This is a genomic window from Acrocarpospora macrocephala (assembly GCF_009687865.1).
GTDB lineage: Bacteria > Actinomycetota > Actinomycetes > Streptosporangiales > Streptosporangiaceae > Acrocarpospora > Acrocarpospora macrocephala.
In genome coordinates, this window is record NZ_BLAE01000071.1 from 25,114 (window position 1) to 41,889 (window position 16,776).

General features: G+C 68.2%; 15 protein-coding genes. 9 read left to right on the top strand and 6 right to left on the bottom strand.

Annotation, left to right across the window (positions count from 1 at the left end; genetic code table 11):
- Positions 1-5: 5 nt before the first annotated feature.
- Entirely contained in the window at positions 6-965 is a 960-nt protein-coding gene (gene speB, locus Amac_RS43630; protein ID WP_218041653.1) for an agmatinase, read from the top strand.
- A gap of 1 nt (position 966) precedes the next feature.
- Here the strand turns inward: speB and Amac_RS43635 are convergent, their stop codons facing one another.
- Together Amac_RS43635 and Amac_RS43640 are read right to left on the bottom strand one after the other, a co-directional pair.
- Entirely contained in the window at positions 967-3,036 is a 2,070-nt protein-coding gene (locus Amac_RS43635; protein ID WP_155360329.1) for a hypothetical protein, read from the bottom strand.
- A 93-nt stretch (positions 3,037-3,129) separates the two neighbouring features.
- A complete protein-coding gene (locus Amac_RS43640; RefSeq protein WP_155346876.1) occupies positions 3,130-3,615 on the bottom strand; it encodes an Lrp/AsnC family transcriptional regulator in 486 nt (161 codons plus the stop codon).
- Positions 3,616-3,816: 201 nt separating this feature from the next.
- Between Amac_RS43640 and Amac_RS43645 the strand changes: the two genes are divergently transcribed.
- From Amac_RS43645 to Amac_RS43675, 7 genes are all read left to right on the top strand, one after another.
- On the top strand, positions 3,817-5,244 hold the full coding sequence (locus Amac_RS43645; RefSeq protein ID WP_155360330.1) for a gamma-aminobutyraldehyde dehydrogenase: 1,428 nt from the start codon (positions 3,817-3,819) through the stop codon (positions 5,242-5,244).
- Between the two features lie 11 nt (positions 5,245-5,255).
- Positions 5,256-6,347 carry an ABC transporter ATP-binding protein gene (locus Amac_RS43650; protein WP_155360331.1) on the top strand — a complete coding sequence of 364 codons (1,092 nt, stop codon included), beginning with the start codon at positions 5,256-5,258 and terminating at the stop codon, positions 6,345-6,347.
- A gap of 31 nt (positions 6,348-6,378) precedes the next feature.
- A complete protein-coding gene (locus Amac_RS43655; RefSeq protein ID WP_155360332.1) occupies positions 6,379-7,578 on the top strand; it encodes a polyamine ABC transporter substrate-binding protein in 1,200 nt (399 codons plus the stop codon).
- Positions 7,579-7,580: 2 nt separating this feature from the next.
- A complete protein-coding gene (locus Amac_RS43660; protein WP_155360333.1) occupies positions 7,581-8,432 on the top strand; it encodes an ABC transporter permease in 852 nt (283 codons plus the stop codon).
- Entirely contained in the window at positions 8,429-9,217 is a 789-nt protein-coding gene (locus Amac_RS43665) for an ABC transporter permease (RefSeq protein WP_155360334.1), read from the top strand. Before Amac_RS43660 ends, Amac_RS43665 begins: the two co-directional genes overlap by 4 nt.
- 124 nt (positions 9,218-9,341) lie before the next feature.
- The gene (locus Amac_RS43670; RefSeq protein WP_155360335.1) at positions 9,342-10,739 is read left to right on the top strand and encodes an NAD(P)/FAD-dependent oxidoreductase; all 1,398 of its coding nucleotides are present in this window, start codon (positions 9,342-9,344) and stop codon (positions 10,737-10,739) included.
- Positions 10,740-10,756: 17 nt separating this feature from the next.
- Positions 10,757-11,659, top strand: a complete 903-nt coding sequence (locus Amac_RS43675) for an alpha/beta hydrolase (protein WP_155360336.1) — start codon at positions 10,757-10,759, stop codon at positions 11,657-11,659.
- On the opposite strand, the gene Amac_RS43680 is transcribed toward Amac_RS43675, so the two are convergent.
- Genes Amac_RS43680 through Amac_RS43695 form a run of 4 tightly spaced genes read right to left on the bottom strand, consistent with a single transcriptional unit; the run spans position 11,610 to position 15,162 of the window.
- Entirely contained in the window at positions 11,610-12,491 is an 882-nt protein-coding gene (locus tag Amac_RS43680; RefSeq protein ID WP_155360337.1) for a phosphotriesterase family protein, read from the bottom strand. The genes Amac_RS43675 and Amac_RS43680 overlap by 50 nt on opposite strands.
- Positions 12,492-12,500: 9 nt before the next feature.
- Positions 12,501-13,145: a DUF998 domain-containing protein gene (locus tag Amac_RS43685; protein WP_155360338.1), complete on the bottom strand. Its 645-nt coding sequence runs from the start codon at positions 13,143-13,145 to the stop codon at positions 12,501-12,503.
- Positions 13,142-14,344, bottom strand: a complete 1,203-nt coding sequence (locus tag Amac_RS43690) for a glycosyltransferase (RefSeq protein WP_155360339.1) — start codon at positions 14,342-14,344, stop codon at positions 13,142-13,144. Before Amac_RS43690 ends, Amac_RS43685 begins: the two co-directional genes overlap by 4 nt.
- 14 nt (positions 14,345-14,358) lie before the next feature.
- Positions 14,359-15,162 (bottom strand): DMT family transporter, encoded by an 804-nt coding sequence (locus Amac_RS43695; protein ID WP_155360340.1) that lies wholly within the window; start codon positions 15,160-15,162, stop codon positions 14,359-14,361.
- Positions 15,163-15,467: 305 nt separating this feature from the next.
- Here Amac_RS43695 and Amac_RS43700 point away from each other — a divergent pair, with 305 nt between their 5' ends.
- Complete coding sequence (locus Amac_RS43700; RefSeq protein WP_155360341.1) at positions 15,468-16,775, top strand: cellulose binding domain-containing protein; 1,308 nt, start codon at positions 15,468-15,470, stop codon at positions 16,773-16,775.
- Position 16,776 lies beyond the last annotated feature (1 nt).

Here is a 16,776-nt window from a genome sequence, read left to right on the forward strand (position 1 = left end):
ACCAGGTGACCGACCCTCAAGGCCCTGTCGACTCCCTGCGTGTCCCGCGCTACGCGGGGCCCGCCACGTTCGCCCGTCTGCCCCGGCTGGATCAGGTTTCGCAGGCCGATATCGCCATCGTCGGTGTGCCGTTCGACAGCGGTGTCTCTTATCGTCCCGGTGCGCGGTTCGGTCCTAATGCCGTTCGTGAGGCCAGTCGGCTGCTGCGTCCCTATCATCCGGGCCTGGATGTCGCCCCGTTCGCGGTCGCGCAGGTGGCCGACGCCGGGGACATCGCCTGTAACCCCTTCAATATCGACGAAGCCGTTGAGACCATCCAGGATGCCGCCGCGGACCTCATGGTCGGCGGCACGCGACTGGTCACGATCGGTGGCGATCATACGATCGCGCTTCCCCTGCTCCGGGCGGCCGCCAGTGAACACGGGCCGGTCGCGTTGCTTCACTTTGACGCCCATCTGGACACCTGGGACACCTACTTCGGTGCCGCCTACACCCACGGCACGCCGTTTCGGCGCGCTGTCGAGGAGGGGCTGCTCGACACGGAGGCGCTCACGCACATCGGGACTCGCGGGTCTCTCTACTCCAGAAACGATCTCCCCGAGGATCGCCGCCTCGGGTTCGGCGTGATCACCAGCGCGGACGTCATGCGGCGTGGCGTGGATGAGATCGTTGACGTGCTCCGCCAGCGCGTCGGCACGCGTCCGCTCTACATCAGCGTCGACATCGACGTCCTGGACCCGGCGCACGCTCCCGGCACCGGCACCCCCGAAGCGGGCGGCCTGACCAGCCGGGAACTCCTCGAAATCCTGCGCGGCCTGACCGCCACCCATCTGATCGGCGCCGATGTCGTCGAGGTCGCGCCCGCCTACGACCATGCCGAGATCACCGGCATCGCCGCCGCCCACCTCACCTACGACCTGATCACCCTGATGGCCGCCGAAGGTCAGCGAGTCCGCCAGGAGTAGGTCAGCCGCGAGGACTCGATTTCACCTGGGGGGTTCGCTTCAGCCGTTTGCGATCCGGGGATTTGTCACCGCGTTTGGCCGGGGGGTCATCCGGATCTTCTGAGCTTCCGCTGTCGTCGGGGACGGAGGTTGGGGTCGGCACGCCCTTGACCTTCTTCAGCTTTGGCTTTGTCGGGAGCTTGGGTTCGGCTTGTGTGGTCAGGCGCAGGCGCCTCAGGTCGCCCGCCGGTCGTTCGTCCGTCCGGAGGACCTCGTCATCGAGATAGGTCTCGAATGCTTCGGTGTTCTCTGCGGTGGTCGGCCACGGCTCATTTCCTGGGTCCTCCTCGCTCGACGCGTACTCGGTCGTCTTCTCGCCGGGCCCGCTCTTCGCTCCGGAGTAGACGTTGACCAGGACTCCCGTCGCCTTGGAGTCGCGGAGCGCTTTCTGCACCACGAGCGGGGCTGATGGCTCGTTGTACGCGAGCCGCAGCAGATCGGGCTCGGTGAGGAAATCCGGTGGGGGCCACGCATAGGCCACCCGATGGGTGGGCACCTTGCGCTTGAAGACATTCGGCAGGACGTCGGTCAGAATCAGCCAGCACTTGAGGCAGCAGAGCTTTCCGACACCCAGGTCGTAGACGCCGGGGCGTGCCCTGGCGACGGACACGGCCCGCATTTCCGCATGGATTTCCCCCTTCCCTTTGGCGGCATAGGGGACGGCGCGGATACGGCCGTGCTGTTCTTCCAGTGCCCTCAGGAACTCGATGGACTTGCGCAAGCGGACCTCGAAGCGTTGCTTCGCCCGCGTGGTGATTAGCTCCTCCCTGCCCGGGCGGCGTTTCCTCATGAGGGCCAGAATGTCCTGCACCTGCTTCTCGGCGTCCTGGTCGTTCAACGCCCGTGACGCGCGGAGCAGCATTTCCAGGTCCTGACCCATGTAGCCGTCCGGGAAGTTGGCGAAGACGCCGATCTCGCGATCCTTGTGCAGCAGCGCGACGCACACCCGATTCCCCTCCAACGTCTGCAGCACGTCGGACAGCCGATCGAGCGCGCGGGTGTGGCGGAGATTCGGATCCTCGCCCATTTCCTTCAGCCAGACATCGTGCACGGGATGCGCGGCCTGCACGTCCTTCTGCCGGTTCGTCATGTGGGTTTTCAGCCACTCGTCGGCCGCCGGACGCGTTACCGACTGGTCGTAGCCGACGCCGCTCATGTCGGCCCTTTGCATGCCGGTCTCGTTGGGCAACAGTGCCGCGTTCTGGAGAGCTATGAGCTTCGTGTCGAAGGCTGCTCGCCGGTCGGGTGTCCCGAGCGCCTTGCGTATCGGCGCGGAATCCACCGGCGGGATGGGTGGCTTCGTCCAGTAGAGTTCGGCCAGCATTCCGGCGGCGTCGGGTTCCTTCAGATTCAGCGCTATGCCGATGACGCGCCACAGTTCCCCCTGGCGGTTGGCGTACGGCGCCAGCGCGAAGGGCTGATCCGGGACGACTTCGCGTACCGCGGCGAGCCAGTCTCGCGCCAGCTGCGGGGAGCCGTGGATGGGGGGCCGGAGCGCGGTCAGCAGCCGCTTGGTCATTTCCGGTTCCTTGGCGGTGAAGTCCGCGAGGTCGAAGAGATTCCGGAATGGCATGCGCTGCCGGAGCGCTTCGTCGAGGTCCGCGAGCGGATCGCCGGGTTCGAAGGTGAATTCGGCGTCAGGCGGGATGGTGATCTCGACGTTAGGCTCGGTGGGCATGTCGGCGTCATGCTGGATGACGATCTCGACCTCAGTCTCGACGGGCATTTCGGTGTCGAGCCGGATGGAAGGCATCGGCTCCTGGGGGAGGTCGAAGAGGTCGTAGTTGGAGTCCTCGGACGATTCAACGAGTTGCGGCGACGGTGTGATCGTTATGGGACTGGGGCGCTTCTTGGTCTTGGTCAGCGAGAGGGTCGGGGATCGTGGTGGCGAGTCTCTGGTCAGGTCGATGAGATCGGCGGGCTGCGGCCTGGGTCTCTTGGCACGCGGGGGGCTCTTTTCACGCGGAGGCGGGAAGGTCGGCCCGCTCTGCCCCAGCCGCCTGCTCTTCGGATTCTGCTCCGGCGTCGACATGACGCGCCCCCAGTCTCGTGGTCACCCCATGATCGTCACCCGGCGCACATCGCGTACCTACTGCAACGGTGATATTTCGCCCACCAACAAAGATCAGCGAGTCCCCCACGAGTAGGTCTGCTTGTGGAGTTTGAGGTAGACGAACGTCTCTGTGGCCCGAACCGCGGGGATCGCGCGAATTTTGCCAAGAATCTCCAGAAGGTGGCGATCGCCCTCGCAGACCACCTCGACCATGATGTCCACCGAGCCCGCGGTGAGCACCACGTAGTCGACCTCCTCGATGGAGGACAGCTCGTCGGCGACGGCTTCCAGGTCGCCCTCGCACTTGATGCCGATCATCGCCTGGCGCGGAAAGCCCAGCGTCAGCGGGTCGGTCACGGCGACGATCTGCATGACGCCCGAGTCGAGCAGCCGCTGCACCCGCTGCCGCACGGCCGCCTCGGACAGCCCGACCGCCTTGCCGATCGCCGCGTACGGCTTGCGCCCGTCGGTCTGCAGCTGTTCGACGATCTGTTTGGAGATATCGTCCAGGATGACCGGTCCATTCCTGGTCGTACGTACCTTTGGAGGTGTGGTCATCCCCGTGACGTCCCCTTCGCGAAAGCCGTACCCGACTCGTGTTTCTGACATGTTGCGGTCTTGGAGCGACATGTTGTCAGTTCCGCCGCTCATGTCAAGCGATTCCGTAGCAGTTTGATATCTTCGCCACGAAATCCCTTGTCGCTGTCTGATATGTCTGTCAGAGTCGCGACAACCCAGCCACCTCATAGGAGGTCAACGGTGACCACCCGACTGCAGAACTTCATTGACGGGAAGTTCGTCGACGCCCGGAGCGGACGGTTCTCCGATGTGATCGATCCCAGCACCGGTGAGGTCTACGCTCAGGCGCCCGTCTCGGGCCAGGAGGATGTGGACGCCGCCTTCGCCGCCGCGGCCTCGGCCTTCGACACGTGGGGTCAGACCACGCCGGGAGAGCGTGCCAACCTGCTTCTGAAGATAGCCGACGCGATCGACGCCCGGGCCGACGAGATCAACGAGGCGGAGTGCCGGAACACCGGCAAGCCGGCCGCCCGGATGGCCGAGGACGAGACGCCGGTGGCGGCGGATCATTTCCGGTTCTTCGCGGGCGCGGCGCGCACGCTGGAGGGGCCGACGGCGGGCGAGTTCCTGGCCGAGCACACCAGCGTGATCCGGCACGAGCCGATCGGCGTGATCGGGCAGGTCACGCCATGGAACTACCCGATGATGATGGCGGTGTGGAAGATCGCCCCGGCGCTGGCGGCCGGGAACACGGTCGTGCTCAAGCCGTCCGACACCACGCCGGTCTCCACCGTCAAGCTGGCCGAGATCATCGGTGACATCCTGCCCGCGGGCGTCTTCAACGTGGTCACCGGCGACCGGGAGACGGGCGCGCTGGTGGTCGGGCATCCGCTGGCGTCGATGGTGGCCATCACCGGTTCCGTCGGGGCCGGCATGTCGGTGGCCAAGACCGCGGCCGACGACCTCAAGCGCGTACACCTGGAGCTGGGCGGCAAGGCCCCCGTCGTGGTGTTCGAGGACATCAAGGACATCAAGGCCGCCGCCGAGGCGATCGCGGGCGCGGGCCTCTACAACGCCGGGCAGGACTGCACGGCGGCCTGCCGGGTGCTGGTGCACGAGAGCATCCACGACGAGTTCGCCGCCGCGCTCACCGAGGCGGCCGCCGGCACCGTCACCGGGACCGGTGAGGACGCGTTCTACGGCCCGCTCAACAACCCCACCCAGCTGGAGCGGGTGGCCGGGTTCCTGAGCCGGGTGCCGGACCACGCCAGCGTGCTGACCGGCGGCCGGCGGGTCGGCGACAAGGGCTACTTCTTCGCCCCCACCGTGGTGGACGGGCTCCAGCAGGACGACGAGATGGTGCAGAACGAGGTCTTCGGCCCGGTCATCACCATCCAGACCTTCACCGACGAGGCCGACGCCCTGGCCAAGGCCAACGGCGTGCGCTACGGCCTGTCCGGCTCGGTCTGGACCTCCGACCACGGCCGGGCGATGCGCATGTCCAAGCGGCTGGACTTCGGCGTGGTGTGGGTCAACACCCACATCCCGTTCGTCTCCGAGATGCCGCACGGCGGCTTCAAGCACTCGGGCTACGGCAAGGACCTGTCGGTCTTCGGCTTGCACGACTACACCCGGGTGAAGCATGTGATGCACTACATCGGCGAATAGCGAGAGGTGATATGACCGAGGCAATACCCGCCATCGAGCTTGACGGTGTCGTCAAGGAATACCTCTCGCATGGCGAGACCGTACAGGCCGTGAAGGGTGTCAGCCTGGCCATCGGGGAGGGAGAGTTCTTCTCCCTCCTCGGGCCGTCCGGGTGTGGCAAGACCACCACGATGCGCATGATCGCGGGCTTCGAGGAGCCCACGAAGGGTGTCGTCAAACTCCTCGGGCAGGACGTCACCGACGTTCCCCCGAACAAGCGGGACATCAACATGGTGTTCCAGTCGTACGCGCTGTTCCCGCACATGAACGTCTGGGAGAACGTCGCGTTCGGCCTGCGGCGGCGCAAGGTCGCCGAGGCGGAGATCAAGCAGCGGGTGGGCGAGATCCTGGAGATCGTCGACCTGACCGGGCGGGAGAAGCGCCGCCCCCGGGAGATGTCCGGTGGCCAGCAGCAGCGGGTCGCGCTGGCCCGGGCGCTGGTCAACCGGCCGCGCGCGCTGCTGCTGGACGAGCCGCTCGGCGCGCTGGACCTGAAACTCCGCCAGCTCATGCAGATCGAGCTCAAGCGCATCCAGCGCGAGGTCGGCATCACGTTCGTCTACGTGACCCACGACCAGAACGAGGCGCTCACCATGAGCGACCGGATCGCCGTCATGAACGACGGGTTAGTGGAGCAGCTGGCCGGTCCGCGGGAGATCTACGAACGCCCGGCGACCAAGTTCGTGGCCGGATTCATCGGCACCTCGAACCTGCTCAGCGGCACCGTGGATTCGATCAACGGTTCCGCCGCCGTGGTACGGCTCGGCGCGGAGGACCGCATCCTGGTCGCGGGGCCGTCGGCCGCAGGGGAAACGGTCGATCTGACCGTTCGGCCGGAGAAGATCACGATCTCTACTGAGCAGCCGGAAGGTGAGCTCAGCGTGGTACGGGGCACCGTGAACGAGGTCGTATACCTGGGCACTTACAACAGTTACGCGGTCGGCCTGGCCGACGGTGCGGAGATCATGGTTTTCCAGCAGAACGCCAACGACAGCAGTGTCACCGCCGAACGCGGCGACACGGTCTGGCTGTCCTGGCAGCCGCAGCACTCCTATGCGCTCTAGCACGACGCTCTCACCCCTCCCGGAGCCCGAGATGAACAACCCCCTCCTGCGTGGTCTGACGCAGTCGCGATACTCCCGCCGGGACGCCATGCGCGTGGCCGGATTCTCCGCCGCCGGGCTGGCGCTGGCCGCCTGTGGCGTACAAGGCCAGAAGGCCGCGCCGCCCAAGGCGAGCGAAGTGGCCGACTTCTGGTCCACGCAGAAGAAGAACGGCCAGGTCGTCTTCGCCAACTGGCCCGAGTACATGCCCGAGGACCAGGGCCCGCTGAAGAAGTTCCAGCAGGCCACGGGGATCTCCTACGAATACAAGGAAGTCATCCAGGAGAACGCCGACTTCTTCGGCAAGTCCGAGCCGCAGCTGCGGGCCGGGCAGCCGCTCGGCTACGACATCATCGTGATGACCAACGGCCTGCAGCTGGCCAAGATGATCACTCTGGGCTACCTGGTCGCGCTGGACCACAAGCAGTTGCCCAACTTCGCCGCCAACGCGGGCGCCAAGTACAAGAACCCCTCGTTCGACCCGAACAACCAGTTCACCATCCCCTGGCAGGCGGGTGTCACCGGCATCGCGTACAACACCAAGTACGTCAAGGAAGACATCACCAGCATCCAGTCGCTGTTCGACAAGAAGTACGAGGGCAAGGTCGGCATGATGGCCGACGCCCAGGAGATCGCCAACTTCGCGATGTTCGCGGTCGGCGTGGACCCCGACAAGTCCACCCAGGCCGACTGGGAGAAGGCCGGCGCCAAGCTCGCCGAGCAGCGCGACAGCGGCGTGGTCCGCAAGTACTACGACCAGTCCTACATCGACGCGGTGGCCAAGGGTGACATCTGGCTGTCCCAGGCCTGGTCCGGCGACGTGTTCCAGCGCCAGCTGGCCGGGGAGCCGGTCAAGTTCGTGGTGCCCGCCGAGGGCGGCACGATCTGGGTGGACAACATGGCGATCCCGAAGGGCGCCGCCAACCCGGTGGACGCGCTGATGCTGATGGACTTCATGTACCAGCCGGAGATCGCGGCCGAGCTCACCGAATACATCCAGTACGTCACCCCGGTCCCCGGTGTGCAGGCCATCCTCGCGGCCAAGGACGACAAGGACGCCAAGGCGCTGGCCGAGAGCCCGCTGATCTTCCCGACCGACGACGACTACGCCAAGCTGCGCAGCTACAAGACGCTGACCGCCGCCGAGGAGACGGTCTTCAACGGCATCTTCCAGTCGATCACGCAGGGCTGAGCATGGGACGCAGGGCGCCGTACTGGCTGGCGCTGCCGGGCTGGCTCTGGCTGGGCATCTTCCTGGTGGTGCCGATCGCGGCGATGGCCTCGGTCTCGCTCACCACCGGGAACCTGATCGAGGGTTTCGCCCAGACGCTGAGCGTGTCCAACTACTCCGACGCGATCGCGAAATACAGCACCCAGCTGGTGCGCTCGCTGGTGTACGGCGGCGTGGCCACGCTGCTGATGCTGCTGCTGGGCTATCCGGTGGCCTACTGGATCGCCTTCAAGGGCGGCAGCCGCAAGTCGATGTACCTGTTCCTGCTGCTGTTGCCGTTCTTCGTGTCGTTCGTGCTGCGGACCATCTCGTGGGGCTTCCTGCTGGCCGACGACGGCATCCTGTTCGGCACGCTGAAGGGCTGGGGGGTGCTGCCGACCGACTTCCATGTGCTGGCGACGACGGTGGCGGTGATCGGCGGCCTGGTCTACAACTTCCTGCCGTTCATGATCCTGCCGATCTACGTGGCGCTGGAGCGGGTGGACCCGAGGGTGATCGAGGCCGCCTACGACCTGTACGCCTCCCGGTTCGACGCGTTCCGCCGGGTGGTGCTGCCGCTGTCGCTGCCGGGCGTGTTCGCGGGCGTGCTGATGACGTTCGTTCCCGCCACCGCCGACCCGGTCAACGCGGCCGTGCTGGGCGGCACCGGCAACACGATGATCGGCAACATCATCCAGACCGAGTACCTGGTGAACAGCAACTATCCGACGGCCTCGGCGCTGTCGTTCACGCTGATGGCGGTGCTGCTGATCGGCATCTTCATCTACGCGCGGACGCTCGGCACCGACAACGTCCTGGAGGCGGCGGCCCGATGAGAACGAGATTCGGCGACCGCGTCCTGCACTGGTACACCTGGCTGATCATCCTCTGGCTGTCGTCACCCATCGCGGTGATGATCGTGTTCGGCTTCAACGACAAGAAGTCCAAGTCGAACACGTCCTGGCAGGGGTTCACGCTCAAGTGGTACCAGGAGCTGTTCGCGATCGACGGGCTGACCGAGGCGCTGATCAACTCGATCGTCATCGCCGTGGTCAGCACGATCCTGGCGACGACGCTGGGCACGCTGCTGGGCCTGGCCGTGGGCCGCTACCGGTTTCGCGGCAAGGGCCTGACCAACTTCCTGATCTTCGCGGCCATCTCCACGCCAGAACTGGTGATGGGCGCCTCGTTGTTGTCGCTGTTCGTGTCGGCGAACGCGCCGCGCGGGCACGTCACGATCATCATCGCGCACACGCTGTTCTCGCTGGCGTTCGTGGTGGTGACTGTGCGGGCCCGGGTGGTCGTGCTCGATCCCTCCCTCGAGGAGGCGGCGCGCGATCTCGGGGCCGGGACGTGGGAGACGTTCCGGCTGGTCACGCTGCCGTCGATCATGCCCGGCGTGGCGGCGGGGGCGATGCTGGCGTTCGCGCTGTCGATCGACGACTACGTGGTGACCAGCTTCGTCAACGGTTCCGAGCTGACCTTCCCCTTGTGGATCATCGGGTCGGTGAAGGTCGGCATTCCGGCCCAGGTGAACGTGATGGGCACGCTCATCTTCGCGCTGGGCGCGCTGGTCGCCATCGCCAACTCGGTGTCCTCCAGACGCCGGGCCGCCAGATAAATCATCAGAAGCCCCCTTCCCCGCCCGGGAGGGGGCTTTCGGCTACCGCACGAGAGAGGTGAGACCGGAACAAACCCGGGGGGAACCCGTATAAATCACGATTTGTGTAAGGGAAGTGGAATTTGTGGATCCGTTGAAGGCGCTCGCGGACGCGGAGCGCAAGCCGTACTGGCTGGACGAGGATCCTTTCGAGCCGGAGCCGCTGCCGCGGATCTTCGGCCATACCCAGGCCGATCTCGCCATCGTGGGCGGCGGTTTCTCCGGACTGTGGACGGCCCTGCTGGCCAAGGAGCGTGATCCCGGGCGGGACGTGGTGCTGCTGGAAGGGCAGCGGGTGGGCTGGGCGGCCACCGGGCGCAACGGCGGGTTCTGCCACGCCAGCCTGACGCACGGGCTCGCCAACGGGCTCGAACGCTGGCCGTACGAGATCGCGGACCTGCACCGGCTCGGGGTGGAGAACTTCAACGCCATCGAGGAGACCATCGCCCGCTACGGCATCGACTGCTCCTTCGAGCGCACCGGCGAGCTGAACGTGGCCACCGAGGAGTGGCAGCTGGACGAGATGAGCGAGGTGCACACGATCGGGCGCGAGCTCGGCGCCGACATCGAGTATCTGGACCGCGACCAGGTCAGGGCCGAGGTGAACTCGCCGACCTACATCGCGGGGGTGTGGGAGCGCGGCGACTGCGCCATGATCGACCCGGCCCGGCTGGCCTGGGGGCTGCGCCTGGCCTGCCTCCGGCTCGGGGTGCGGATCTACGAGCACTCCCCGATCAAGCACATCGTCAAGGACGGCACCGCCCTCCGGCTGACCGCCCCTTACGGGACGGTCCGGGCCAACCGGGTCGCGCTCGGCACCGGCGCGTTCTCGCCGCTGCTGCGCCGCCTGCGGCACTACCTGGCCCCCGTGTACGACTACGCCCTGATGACCGAACCCCTCACCACGGAGCAACTCGCCTCGATCGGCTGGAAGAACCGGCAGGGCATGGGCGACTCGGCCAACCAGTTCCACTACTACCGGCTCACCGACGACAACAGCATCCTGTGGGGCGGCTACGACGCGATCTACTACAACGGCGGCCGCGTCAAGATCGGCTACGACCAGCGGGACGCCACCTTCCTGACCCTGGCCGAGCACTTCTACGAGACGTTCCCGCAACTGGAGGACGTGCGTTTCTCCCACAAATGGGGTGGATTGATCGACACCTGCAGCCGCTTCAGCGCCTTCTACGGCACCGGGTACGGCTCCCGCCTGGCCTACGCGGTCGGCTACACCGGCCTCGGCGTGGCCGCCACCCGATTCGGCGCCAACGTCATGCTGGACCTGCTGGACGGCCTCGACACCGAACGCACCCGCCTGCGCATGGTCCGGGAGAAGCCCGTCCCGTTCCCGCCGGAACCCATTCGCTCCGGCGTCATCCAGCTCACCCGCTGGTCGCTGGCCCGCGCCGACGCCAACGGCGGCCGCCGCAACCTGTGGCTGCGCACCCTCGACCGCTTCGGCCTCGGATTCGACTCTTAGCCACCAGACTGCAGGGCATGAGAGTTGAGTTCACCAGCATCCCCCTGGTCGGCGAGCTGCGGGTCCCCGACGGCCGGGGCCCGCACCCCGCCCTCGTCTTCACCGGCCCGTTCACCGGCGTGAAAGAGCAGGTCACCGGCCTGTACGCGGAACGCCTGACCGAACGCGGCTACGTCACCCTGGCCTTCGACCACCGCAACTTCGGCGAGTCCGGCGGGCAGCCGCGCCGCCACGAGGACCCGCAGGGCAAGCTGGCGGACCTGCGGGCGGCCGTCGGCTACCTGCGCACCCGCCCCGAGGTGGACGCCGACCGGATCGGTGCGGTGGGCATCTGCCTGGGCGGTGGTTACGCGTTGCGGTTCGCGGCGTTCGATCCCCGGGTGAAGGTGTTCGTGGGGATCGCGGGGGCGTACAACTCGCCCTACATGATGCGCGAGGGCATGGGCCCGGACGGGTACCAGGGCGCGCTGGCGAGCTTCGGCGAGGTGCTGGAACGTCAGGATCAGGGTGGGCCGGTGGCGTACCTGCCTGCCGTGGGCGAGGGCGGCGCGATGCCGGGGGAGGAGCCCTTCGCCTACTACGGCACCGAGCGGGGCGCGGCCGAACACTGGCGCGACGAGGTGACCCGGGCGTCGGTCCTTGAACTGATCACCATGGACAACCTGATGGGCGCCGACTTCCTGTCGCCCAAGCCGGGGCTGCTCGTGCACGGCGTCGTGGACGCCTACTGCTCGCCGGAGGGCGCGCACGCCGTGCACGCCCGGCTGGACGAGCCCAAGAAGCTGGTCTGGCTGGACGCGCGGCTGCACATCGACCTCTACGACACCGAGCCCTACGTGACCCAGGCGGTGGAGGCGACGGCGGAGTTCCTCAGCGCGTACCTGGCAGCGCCAGCCAGCGCAGCGGGTTCTCCTGGGTGATCAGCCGGATCGTGGCCGCGTCCACGCCCGACCTGACCAGGGCGGGCAGCACCCGGTCGAAGAGCCGCGCGTAGCCGTCGCCGCCGTAGCCCGCCACGTCGCCCTGGCGGGCCACGCCGCTGCTCAGCAGGACCCGGGTGGCGTGCCCGGCTTCGAGCAGGGCCAGCACGTCCTCGGCGCCGGTGACGCTCACGTACGAGCCGGATTCGGCGATCTTGCGCTGCACCAGGTGGTCGGCCGCCCGCACGCTCACCCGGCCCGCGGGCACGCCGCTGGTCAGCAGGACCTCCAGCAGGCCGAGGCAGTCGGCGGCTACCGGCAGGTCGGTCCGGAGCGAGGCGCGGGCCACCGCGACGGCGGCGCGCTCCTCGGCCGGGGACGGGGTCTCCTGCCAGGCCGAGGTGACGATCAGGCCAGGCCGGGCGCTGGTGCCGTCCAGGCCGACGCCGATCTCGCGGAGCAGGTCGCCGGTGAGGTCGTCGACCCCGTTGCGGCGGATCAGGTCACCGGCGAACGGCTCGGCCGCGAACCCGGTGGACGCGACCACGGCCACCCGGCTGCCGGCCGACAGGCGGGCCAGCGCCGCGGTGTCCCTGGCCGAGCCCAGGGCGGTGTGCTCGACCACCAGGTTGAGCGCGTGGTCACGGCCGAGACGCTTGAGCTCGCCGGTGACGTACGCCTCCTCGTCGAGCCAGCGCCGGGGGTCGGAGTCCACGCCGATGCCCCAGCGGGTGTCCGTACGCAGATGTTCGTGCGGCAGGATCGGCCCGTCGAAGACGGAGGCCGGGAGGGTGCCGGTCACCGTCTGAATACGCACGTCGTTGAAGGACATGTGTGGACATTAACGAATGTTTTCCGCATAGGGGGCGTGCGCTGGAATTTCTTTACTAGTTGTCTGCGGTTTATGTCCGACACCGGCGATCATGATGAGCAGGACGATCTCCAGCACCACCAGCAGCCGTTCCAGCAGGCCGTAGAACTCGGGTCCGCCGACCAGCTCGGCCAGGGGTGAACCAGGGTGGCTGAGCAGGAAGAACGCCAGCACGGCCACGCTGGACAGGGCCAGCGCGCGGACCACCGGCAGCGGCGTCCTGGACTGGCGGGCCAGGATCCAGCCCGCGCCGGGGATGGCGGTGAACACCAGCGCGGTGGACCAGCGGTGGATCTCGCCGGACAGCGACTCCACCACCGGCGCCGGGTCGGTGGGGAAGATCGCCGACAGCACCAGGCCCGCGGAGGCCATGACCAGCAGCACCCGCGCCGCCGCGCTCCGGACCGGATCCACCTCGGCCAGCTGGTAGGCCGCCGCGCACGCGCCCGCCGCCAGCGCCAGCATGCCGAGCAGGAACAGCGCGCCGGTGGCGTCGCCCAGCGCGTAATCGCTGAGCAGGCCCTGCAGCGGGTCGACCACGCCGGGGTAGAACAGGTGCAGCGCGCCCATCACGACCAGCGCGACGCTCGGCCCGGCCACCGCGAGCTTTCTCATCGAGACGACACCTCCAGATATATCTGCTCGAACCGCGCCAGGGACCGCTCATGATCGTGTCGCGCGGCCAGCGCCAGGCTGGCCCGGCTCATCGTGGCGCGGAGCTCGGCGTCGGACAGGATGGTCACCAGGTGCCTGGCCAGCTCCCGCACCTCGCCCGGCGGGTAGAGGAAGCCGTTGCCGTCGATCAGGTGGGGGAGCGCCATGGCGTCGGCGGCCACCACCGGCAGCCCGGTGGCCATCGCCTCCAGCGTGGCGATGCTCTGCAGCTCGGCCACGCCCGGCATGGCGAACACGTCGGCCACCGAGTAGACCTCCTGCAGGTCGGCGTCGGGCACGAAGCCCAGGAACCGGACCCGTTCCCCCACCCCGATCCGGGCGGCCAGCCGTTCCAGGCTCTCCCGCCGGTTCCCGCTGCCGACCAGCACGATCTGCGCGTCCACGTGGTTCATGACCTGGGGGAGGGCCCGGACCAGCTCCTCCAGGCGCTTCTCCTCGTCCAGCCGCCCGACGAACAGGATCGTCGGCCGGTCGGGCACGCCGAACCGCTGCCGGGCCCACGCGCGCGGCTGCGGCCGGAACCGGCGCAGGTCGATGCCGCACGAGACCGGCTCCACCTCGCGGCCGAAACCCTTGCCGGTCAGCAGCCCGGCCGCGATCGGGGTCGGGGTGGTGACATGGTCGGCCTTGGCGAACACCCGGCTGAAGTCCCGCCAGGCCAGCGCGCCCACCCGAGCCCGGAGCCCGGACGGGATGTGCGCGAACTGGAAGAGGTTGTCCGGCATGAAGTGGTTGGTCGCCACCACCGGGACGCCGCCCCGCCTGGCCGCCCCGACCGCCGCCCGGCCGACCACGAAGTGCCCCTGGGTGTGCACGACGTCCGGGCCGATCCGCTCGATCAGCCGGTCCACCGTCCGGCCGAGCCCGGCGGGCACGGTCACCCGCATGGTCGGGTGCACCAGCAGCCGGGCCGAGCGCAGCCGGTGCAGCACCACGCCGTCCTCGCGGTCCAGCCTCGGCTTGCCGTCGTCGGAGGCGCAGACCACGTGCACGTCCACGCCCCGGGCGGCCAGGCCGGTGGCCAGGCGGTGGGTGAAATACGCGGCGCCGTTCACGTCCGGCGGGTAGGTGTCGGTGGCGATCAGCACGCGCTGGGGCCGTACGGCGACGGGGGCGGCTTCGGGGGCGGTGGCGGTCATGTGGGGGGCTCCGATCAGCGGGTGAGGGGGGTCGTGCGGGCCAGCGCGACGGTTCCCGCCGCCGCCACCAGGGCCGCCGCGGTCGCGGCCAGGCCGTTGGCGGGCAGGGGTTCGCCGAGGAGAAGGGCGCCGAAGGTGACGGCGGTGAGCGGGTCGGTGACCTGGAGCGCGGCGAAGGCGACCGCGAAATGCCCGATCGCGTACGCGCGCTGCAGCAGCATCAGGGCGGCGAGCGCGGGTAACGGGATGGCCGCGATCAGCCAGACATCCCAGCTCGTGCCTTCGACCAGGACACGCATGAGGGTGGCGGTCGCGCCGTACATGACCCCGGCCGCGATGGCCAGCAGGGCCGTTCTGGGCGCCGGGCTCACCCGGGGCGCCACCCCCCAGCAGAGCAGCGCCGCGAGCGCGGCGCCGGTCAGCATCGCCAGCCCGTCCGCGCCGGTCAGATGGGGCGGTTCGGTGGCCGCCGGGACCATCAGCACCAGGGCGATCAGGCCGATGCTCACCGCGCACGCGGCGGCCAGCTCGGCCCGCGCGGGCCGCCTGCCGTGCAGCCCCGCCGCGATCGGCAGCGCGAACAGCAGGCTGGCCACCCCCATCGGCTGCACCACGGTCAGCGGGCCGAGGCTCAGCGCGAAGATGTGCAGCCCCGCGCCGACCGTGATGGACGCCCCGCCGAGCAGCCAGCGGGGCCGCCGCAGCAGCACCCGCAGGCTGAACTCCCCGCGCGAGGCCGCCTCGAACTGCTGTAACGCCGCCCCGAGCGCGAAGAACAGCGAGCCGATCAGCGCCACCGCCGCCGCGAGCACAGTCATGCGTTTCCCCTCTCATCCGCATGAAGACATGGCCCGATGGCGGGAACGTCTCACTCGGGCATCCAGGTAGGAAACGTGAGATTTCCGGTGTCTCGCACCTGGCAATTGCAGCCTGGCCGACCGGACGGTACGGAACCATCCGGGATCACCCCTGACTTCGGTGGGGGATCCCTGACGAGCCCCTAGGGGATGAAACGTGCACGGATCGCCGCACCTCGGGGGTGCGGGTGGGGTTGCTTTCTTGACCGGTTCCTGGCTCGGAGTCAACGATGCGACCGGCTGTCACGACTTCAAGGGGACTTGTCATGATCCGTCGTGGATGGACGCTGTTCATCGTTCTGCTGGCCGCGGTGCTGGTGTGGCCGCAGGCCGGGTACGCCCTGCCGGATCCGACCAGTCCGGTCACCGGGAACGGGACCTGGTTCGACGCGCTCGGCTCGCCGTACGGGGGGTGCGGGCTGCCGCAGGGGCAGCTGGACTCGCAGCATTTCGTGGCGCTGAACGTGTACAACACGCCAGGGGACTACTCGTTCTATCCGCGGCCGCTGACCGGGGCCAACCTGGCGAAGGCCGGGATGTGGAACAACGGGCTCAACTGCGGGCGGTGGGTGCAGGTGTCGGTGGCCGACTACTGCACGGGCATCAATGACGGCGCGCCCAATCAGGCGTTCTGCCGGAACGGGTCGTGGGTGGCGGACGCGTACAACGGGGCCACGCTGACCATGCTGGTGGCCGATAGTTGCGGGGATTCCAATGGGTGGTGCCGGGATGATCCGTACCATCTGGATCTGGCGAAGGCGTCGCTCAATGCGTTCGTGAAGAATGGCGCGCCGGTGGGGGACATGTATCCCAATCATTGGAACAACCGGCGGTTGACGTGGCAGTTCGTACCCGCGCCCAATTACACCGGGGATATCAAGATCGGGTTTATGCAGGGGGCGCAGGTGTGGTGGCCCGCGATCGCGGTGTCGCATCTGGCCAATGGCATTCACGGGGTGGAGTACTTCGCGAACGGGGCTTGGCAGACCGCGCAGATGAACAGCGACATGGGGCAGTCGTATGTGATCGGCGGGACCACGAGCGGCGGGTCGCAGTTCCAGATCCGGGTGCGGGACGCGGCCAACAATCTGATCAACAATGGGCGGATCTACAGCTTCGGCCTGCCGGCGTCCTGCTCGCCCTGCGGCCAGCCTTATACAGCAGCCACATACACGACAAACGGCCCCTCACCCTCTCCTTCTCCCTCGCCTTCGCCGAGCCCGTCCCCCTCGCCTTCGCCGTCTCCCAGTCCGTCCCCCTCCCCTTCGCCCTCGCCGTCGGGCCGGTGCACGGTGACCTATCAGGTGACCGACTCCTGGAACGGCGCCTTCAACGCGAGTGTCAGTGTGCGGAACACCGGCGCGGCCTGGAACAACTGGTCGATCACCTGGACGGCCCCGCCCGGGGTGACGCTCGGCAGCGCCTGGAACGCTGTCATCACCCCCAGCGGCAGCACCTGGACGATCAGAGGCCCGGCCTGGGCGCCCAACCTGGCCGCGGGCGCGACCGCCACCTTCGGGTTCCAGGGCAACGGACCGTCGACGCCGGGACCGTCCGCCATCAGATGCGGCTGAC

What these genes read in the sequence shown, in the direction of transcription:
- Amac_RS43635 (WP_155360329.1), bottom strand. Translation starts at nt 3,036, where the DNA reads ATGTCGACGCCGGAGCAGAATCCGAAGAGCAGGCGGCTGGGGCAGAGC.
- Amac_RS43640 (WP_155346876.1), bottom strand. Translation starts at nt 3,615, where the DNA reads ATGACCACACCTCCAAAGGTACGTACGACCAGGAATGGACCGGTCATC.
- Amac_RS43650 (WP_155360331.1), top strand. Translation starts at nt 5,256, where the DNA reads ATGACCGAGGCAATACCCGCCATCGAGCTTGACGGTGTCGTCAAGGAA.
- Amac_RS43655 (WP_155360332.1), top strand. Translation starts at nt 6,379, where the DNA reads ATGAACAACCCCCTCCTGCGTGGTCTGACGCAGTCGCGATACTCCCGC.
- Amac_RS43660 (WP_155360333.1), top strand. Translation starts at nt 7,581, where the DNA reads ATGGGACGCAGGGCGCCGTACTGGCTGGCGCTGCCGGGCTGGCTCTGG.
- Amac_RS43665 (WP_155360334.1), top strand. Translation starts at nt 8,429, where the DNA reads ATGAGAACGAGATTCGGCGACCGCGTCCTGCACTGGTACACCTGGCTG.
- Amac_RS43675 (WP_155360336.1), top strand. Translation starts at nt 10,757, where the DNA reads ATGAGAGTTGAGTTCACCAGCATCCCCCTGGTCGGCGAGCTGCGGGTC.
- Amac_RS43680 (WP_155360337.1), bottom strand. Translation starts at nt 12,491, where the DNA reads ATGTCCTTCAACGACGTGCGTATTCAGACGGTGACCGGCACCCTCCCG.
- Amac_RS43685 (WP_155360338.1), bottom strand. Translation starts at nt 13,145, where the DNA reads ATGAGAAAGCTCGCGGTGGCCGGGCCGAGCGTCGCGCTGGTCGTGATG.
- Amac_RS43690 (WP_155360339.1), bottom strand. Translation starts at nt 14,344, where the DNA reads ATGACCGCCACCGCCCCCGAAGCCGCCCCCGTCGCCGTACGGCCCCAG.
- Amac_RS43695 (WP_155360340.1), bottom strand. Translation starts at nt 15,162, where the DNA reads ATGACTGTGCTCGCGGCGGCGGTGGCGCTGATCGGCTCGCTGTTCTTC.
- Amac_RS43700 (WP_155360341.1), top strand. Translation starts at nt 15,468, where the DNA reads ATGATCCGTCGTGGATGGACGCTGTTCATCGTTCTGCTGGCCGCGGTG.